The organism is Rhodoferax sp., from assembly GCF_028689305.1.
In the GTDB taxonomy this organism is placed as follows: Bacteria; Pseudomonadota; Gammaproteobacteria; order Burkholderiales; family Burkholderiaceae_C; genus Rhodoferax.
This window is the reverse complement of record NZ_JAQTWM010000059.1, coordinates 1-5990: the sequence shown is the minus strand read 5'-3', so window position 1 is coordinate 5990 and position 5990 is coordinate 1. Positions and strand designations below refer to the sequence as shown.

The following is a 5990-nucleotide window of genomic DNA, read 5'->3' as shown; positions in this document are numbered from 1 at the left end:
GCGACGCTGACCCAAACTGCACAGGACATCACGCAGCAGGCACACACCAGCGCCAACACCACGTTGGGCGAAATCACACGCCTGATGGCTTGCGCGCAGGACTTGATCCATGCCCGCATCGAGTCTGAATCTGCCGAAACCCAACAACACCATGAGCGCATGGCTCAGCTGGCCAGCCTGTTGCGCAGCGAACTCGGGACGCTCCGGGACGAAGAAGCGCAGCGGGGCCAGGCCGCAGTGGCACGGCTGGGAGAATTGCAGACGGCACTGGCGCACCATTTGACAACACTGGGCACGGCGCTGGAAGACCCTATCAGGCGACTCATCGAAACCGCTTCCGAGGCACCACGTGCTGCAGCCGACGTGATTGGCCAGCTGCGCCAGGAGATGTCCAGCAGCATCGTGCGCGATAACGCGCTGCTGGAAGAGCGCGGCCGCATCATGGCCACGCTGAGCACCCTGCTGGACGCCATCAATCACGCCGCAGCTGAACAGCGCTCGGTGATTGATGCGCTGGTCAGCACATCGGCGGCAACACTGGACCAGGCCGGTCACCAGTTTGCCGAGCAGGTCAGCACCGAAACCAGCAAACTCTCTGACATTGCGGCCCATGTCACCTGCAGTGCGGTTGAAGTATCAAGCCTGAGTGAAGCCTTCGGTTTTGCGGTGCAATCCTTCAACGACGCCAATGAGAAGTTGATCACCAATCTGCAGCGCATTGAAGGGGCGATGGACAAGTCCATGACCCGCAGTGACGAACAGCTGGCTTATTACGTGGCCCAGGCCCGTGAAATCATTGATTTGAGCATCATGTCGCAAAAGGAAATCATGAAAGAACTGCGGCAGCTCCCCAGTCAACCAGCACGCTCAGGCGAAGAGGTGATCTGATGGACGACAGTGATGTCCATGTCGAGTCGACAGCACCGGTCTGGGCCGTCTTTGGCGACCTGATGTCGGGTTTGCTGGGTGCGTTTGTGTTGATCCTGGTGGCTGTGCTGGGCGTGCAGCTGGAGCTGGCGACCAACCTGGAGGCTGAGGTGAAAAAACGCCAGATTGAAGAGCAACGCCGTCTCACACTGGAAAAAGCTTTGGCCGTTCCGCTGGCCGCGGGACGGATCACGCTGAACAATGGGCGCATAGGCATCAGTGGCCGCGTCCTGTTCGCGTTGAATTCGGATCAATTGCAGCCGCAGGGCCGGCAGCTGTTGAACAGCCTGGTCCCGCCGTTGCGCAGTTATCTGGCCTCGCGCAACGAGATGCTGATGGTGAGCGGCTTTACCGATGACCGCTCGATCCACGAGGGCAACCACCGGTTTGCGGACAACTGGGAGCTGTCAGCCCAGCGGGCGTTGACCGTCACGCGGGCCTTGATTGAGGAAGGCATGCCATCGGCCCTGGTTTTCGCCGCTGCCTTTGGTGCCGAGCAACCGGTCACGCCGAACACAGATGAGGCGGCACGCGCTCAAAACCGGCGTGTCGAAATGGCCCCCGTGCCCAAAACCAGCCATTCAAACCCACTGCCCCATGAAGGCGCCTGACCGCGACATGGTTCAGACTTCGCCCGTGGCGCCGCCAGCTGATGTCGGCCAACTGATCAGCGCCTGGCGCGTGCAAGGCGCCGATCGGATGGATCCCGTCGGCTGGCATTACATTGCAGTGCTGGCTCAACGCGCTCAAGCCCATTCGGGACGTGCTAGGCAGCTTCTTGATGGCAAGCTGGCAGAGGCTTTGGCGGCGTTCAGAACCCGCTTTGAACAGGCACAACGTGATGCCCCAACGGCCATCGACCGCGCCGCGCCCCCAACCCGGGCCTCGTCCCTGGCTGGCCTGATCCGCCATATCTCGGAACAACTCCCTGAATCGGTGGAAGGTGACCTGGGTGTTGCCAGTAGCGCGGCTCACCCTGAACTGAAAACCACACGTTATTTCAGACAGACCTGGTCAAAACTCAGCGTTGACAAACGCATGGCCCAAGCACTTGATCAGGCACCCAAGAATGCCGGACCGATCAATTCACATCGGCTGGTCCTTCAGTCACTGGCATTGATGCGCGATATCTCGCCGGACTACCTAGGCCAATTCACGTCTTACATCGATACCTTGCTATACCTTGATCAAGGTGATCCCAAAAGCCGGGTCCTGCCCAAAAGGCCGCCCAGAGGAAAGTCCATCAAAAAAAATTGAGCCGGTGCCCTGGATGCCGGAAGAAGATTCCAGCCCATCAGGCATGCGCTGGCGCCTGGATCGGCAAGGTCACGCGAAACACCGACCCAACCCCCACGTCACTCTTGACGGTGATCTCACCGTCATGTTTTTTGACAATGCCATACGACAACGCCAGTCCAAGCCCCGAACCTTTACCCACCGCCTTGGTGGTGAAAAACGGGTCAAAAATCCGGCCCAGGTGTTCGGGCTTGATGCCGCAACCGGTGTCCTGAATTTCCACCCATACTTTGCCACCGTCGCGCCCCGTGCGCACAGTGATGGTGCCGTGGACATCGATCGCCTGGACCGCGTTCATCAACAGGTTCATGAACACCTGGTTGAGCTGCGAGGGTATGCACTCAACATCTGGAATGTCTCCATAGGCCTTGACCACCGTGGCCTTGTATTTCAGTTCGTTGCTGACCACATTGAGCGTGCTGTCCAGACCGCGCTCCAGATTGGCCCACTGTTTCTCGGACTCTCCAACGCGGGCAAAGTCCATCAGATCCTGAACAATACGTTTGACCCGCTGCATGCCGTCCATGGACTCGGTCAACAAATCGGCCACGTCTTGACGCAGGAAACCCATGTCGATCTCCTGCTTGAGTGCGTCCACGGCAGCACGGGTCTGGGCCTGCAGCTCACTTTCACCCGCCTCATAAGCAGACACCACTTTGCAGAGGTCGTCGACATAGCGGCGCAAGCTGCTCAAATTGGAGGTGACAAACCCGATGGGGTTGTTGATCTCGTGGGCAACACCTGCGGCAAGTTGACCAATGGATGCCATTTTTTCAGACTGCAACAGCTGGCCATGAACCTGTGCGAGCTGCTTGATGAGTTCCTCTTGCCGGGCTCGCTCGGTCTCCAGAGTCATGTTGACCAGAGCAAGCTGGTGCCGGTCTTCCATGAACAGCTCAACCGCGCGGGCCATTTGGGCAATCTCATCACTGCCATCAACGGGAACCCGCTGCCCCACATGGGTGCTGTCACCCCCTGAGCGCAGATAGTGGCTGACATGATGTAACCGGTTCAAGACATGTTGCCCAAAAAGGTACCTTGTTACCAGCCACGCCAGCAGCAGACAGCCAGCCAGCAAAACCAGCACCCAGCGTTGGTTTTGCCGGGAGGTCTCAACCAGTTGTCCAAGGGCATCCTGGTAATCCTGGGTAAAGTGCGCTGACAGGCTCTGGGCCGATGTGACCATGGCAGACGCCTGCCGCTGCAACTCCAGATGGAAATGCCGGATATTTTCCTCTTGCGCCAGACGCTCGGAAGGCTTGACGGCAGTCGCTCGAGGCACCGGTGGACTGTGGCCAGAATCGTCGGCTTGCGCTTGCAAGACGCTTTCCCGCAGGCTGGCAACGATATTGGTTGTATTGCGAAAAAGCTGACTCGCCTGGTGCAAGGCCAACACACGAATGTCGTCATTGGCCTTCACCAGGCGCTCAACCAGCTGGTCGATCACCGCCAGTCGCTCAATGATGTCGGCATAGCCGCCGCGCATGGCATCCAGCGACTGGCCCTCCAGCATCCGGTGCACATCCCGCTCAATCAGCAGGGTCCGCTGTACCAGTTCCTGGGAATCCTGCATGCGGACCAGCCGCTCACCGGCAAGCTGCTGCGTGCTGTCCACCGCAACGCGCAAGGCATAAAGCGCCATGAGCCCACCAGCCACAGCCAGAAATGCCAGGGTCGACAAGGCATAAATGAACTGCCGGCGCAAGGATCGCGGCAGCAGCAAACGGGAAAACCATGTGTTGAACATCAGGGTTTATTTCCAGGGTGTTTATTGCTTCCAGATGCGACGGTAAACGTGACGATACCCATTGTCCGGGTCGTACTGAAGACGTGGCCCGCCGTCAAAGGCAATGTTGTCGGATGTCACCAAATGAACCGGAGGGACATAACCACTCACTGGCTGGTGCATGAACAGGCGGTTGAGTTCATCCACCAGCTGCCAGCCATGCAGGTTAAGCGGTTCCGCCACCGTGCCAGTCTGGAAGGTTTTGGCCTGAATACGCATGAAAGCAGAGGCGCTGCCATCTCCCGCCGACAGAAGACTGATCTTGCGCCCGGGTTGACCGACCTTGATGAGCTCCGGCACGGCAAAATCGAAATAGATGTCGTTGACGGCCAGCGCGTGTGTCCACTGCCCACCGTAACGGGCCAGAAGCTCACGGGTCACCGCTGGCATCAGTTCGGCATTGCGGGCAATCGCCACATCGCGAATTTCAAGCAGTTTGCACGTCTGGCAGGCGCGGATCACCTCGGCCATGGCATTGGCCTTGGCCGTGGCGATGGCATAACCAGAGTCGGTAAAAATCACCACACCGGCCCGCCCATTGGACAGGGTCACCGCTGCCATGGCCGTGATGCGGGCCACTTCCAGCGGGTTGGTAGACACATTCATGGCCACTGGACTGTTGGCCACCGGGCCGGGCGCAGAACTGACATGCCAGCCCACCATGGGCGTCCCTTGATTGACAAACGGGGCCAACAACGGCTGTATGGCCCGGGTATCCGGGCCGACGAGGATCAAACCATCGGGCCGCATGGTCAACGCGTCTGCGGTGGCCTTTTGCCGCCCGGCGGGAGTCCCGCCAGCATCGAACACTTTGACATGCCACTTCAATACCCCGGCCGCCTCCTGGATGCCTTGCGCCACACCAAGAATGCCGCCGTTGCGCAAGTCATCACTGATGATGGCCACCGACTTTCCCAGAGCGCCAGCAGGCCCGGATTGAGGGCCATCCCAAGGCTGGCCATGCAGGCCTGCTGCTGCCACCCTTTGCCGCATGTCGGCCATGGACAGTGCAGGGGCTGCACCGTCCGCCGGCACAGAGGACTGCGCCAGCACAAAAACTGGCGCGAAACCTGCCACGACAACACAACAGGTGATCCTGCGCCAGACCTTGGCCCAATGCCGTCTGTTTTGACGGTGCAAGTAGGTCAATCCATTGGGTTTGTTCACGGCTGAGATCCAGACTCAAAAAGGTGAAAACCAGGATGTCACAGGCAAAAAGTTTTTTTGCAAAGCCCACTTGCCAACGTTGCACCCCGGTCATTGCCTGTTACACGGAGATTTTCTGGACAAGATAATACTCGCGATGGATCACGCGAGCCCATGGCCATGACTGGATTCATTCATCAAGAGTGGCGATCTACCCCCCCTCCCTGCCAATCCCTATTCGATCCGGCACAACACCGGACCCGAACGGTTTCAGCTGGCGGCTTTCACCGCCAGCACCGGACAGGGAACTGACATCAGAAGCTCCTGGGCCACACTGCCCAGAATGAGTTTGCCAACCGCGGAGCGTTTCCTCAAGCCGATGATCAGCAGCGAAACCCGCATCGAATCAACCAGGGTCTCGATTTCCTCGACGGCATCTTTCCCACGGACCAGCTGCCTGAATTCCGCGTTCAGTCCCGAGCGCTGCAGAATATTCTGAACTCGCTCGACATCGGTCACATCAACTGCGGAAGGATCGGCTTGCCCTCCACCGGGAGAAGCATTGACCACGACCAGAAGCTCCTGGCGGCGCTTGGCAATGTCGATGCCCTTATCCAGGGCAGCATCCCCCTCCGGGCGAGGCACATAGGCAACGAGTATGGTCATGAATTCTCTCCTTGTGGCAGACCGATGAATGAGGCTGGAAAGTCACATGTCCGCGTAATTGGGCCCGCCGCCGCCTTCCGGGGTGACCCAGACGATGTTCTGGGTCGGGTCCTTGATGTCGCAAGTCTTGCAGTGCACACAGTTGGCCGCATTGATCTGCAGCCGATCC

The 5990-nt window shown here is 59.0% G+C and carries 6 protein-coding genes and 1 pseudogene; 3 read left to right on the top strand and 4 right to left on the bottom strand.

Annotated features, from left to right (window positions below; genetic code table 11):
• The 3 genes and pseudogenes from PHW99_RS12365 to PHW99_RS12355 all read left to right on the top strand — a co-directional run.
• Window positions 1-888: pseudogene (locus PHW99_RS12365) on the top strand (hypothetical protein); the annotation flags it as partial.
• Window positions 888-1538, top strand: coding sequence for an OmpA family protein (locus PHW99_RS12360; protein WP_300177785.1), 651 nt, complete (start codon window positions 888-890; stop codon window positions 1536-1538). The pseudogene PHW99_RS12365 and the gene PHW99_RS12360, both read left to right, overlap by 1 nt.
• Window positions 1525-2184 (top strand): DUF2894 domain-containing protein, encoded by a 660-nt coding sequence (locus tag PHW99_RS12355; protein WP_300177782.1) that lies wholly within the window; start codon window positions 1525-1527, stop codon window positions 2182-2184. The genes PHW99_RS12360 and PHW99_RS12355 overlap by 14 nt, the downstream gene beginning before the upstream one ends.
• A 37-nt stretch (window positions 2185-2221) precedes the next feature.
• Here PHW99_RS12355 and PHW99_RS12350 read toward each other — a convergent pair whose 3' ends face one another.
• From PHW99_RS12350 to PHW99_RS12335, 4 genes are all read right to left on the bottom strand, one after another.
• Entirely contained in the window at window positions 2222-3970 is a 1749-nt protein-coding gene (locus PHW99_RS12350) for an ATP-binding protein (protein WP_300177779.1), read from the bottom strand.
• 21 nt (window positions 3971-3991) lie between these two features.
• The gene (locus PHW99_RS12345) at window positions 3992-5044 is read right to left on the bottom strand and encodes a substrate-binding domain-containing protein (RefSeq protein ID WP_300177838.1); all 1053 of its coding nucleotides are present in this window, start codon (window positions 5042-5044) and stop codon (window positions 3992-3994) included.
• A 381-nt stretch (window positions 5045-5425) separates the two neighbouring features.
• Window positions 5426-5821 carry a universal stress protein gene (locus PHW99_RS12340; RefSeq protein WP_300177776.1) on the bottom strand — a complete coding sequence of 132 codons (396 nt, stop codon included), beginning with the start codon at window positions 5819-5821 and terminating at the stop codon, window positions 5426-5428.
• A gap of 42 nt (window positions 5822-5863) precedes the next feature.
• On the bottom strand, window positions 5864-5990 hold a 127-nt coding region (locus PHW99_RS12335; RefSeq protein WP_300177835.1), incomplete at its 5' end, for a 4Fe-4S dicluster domain-containing protein.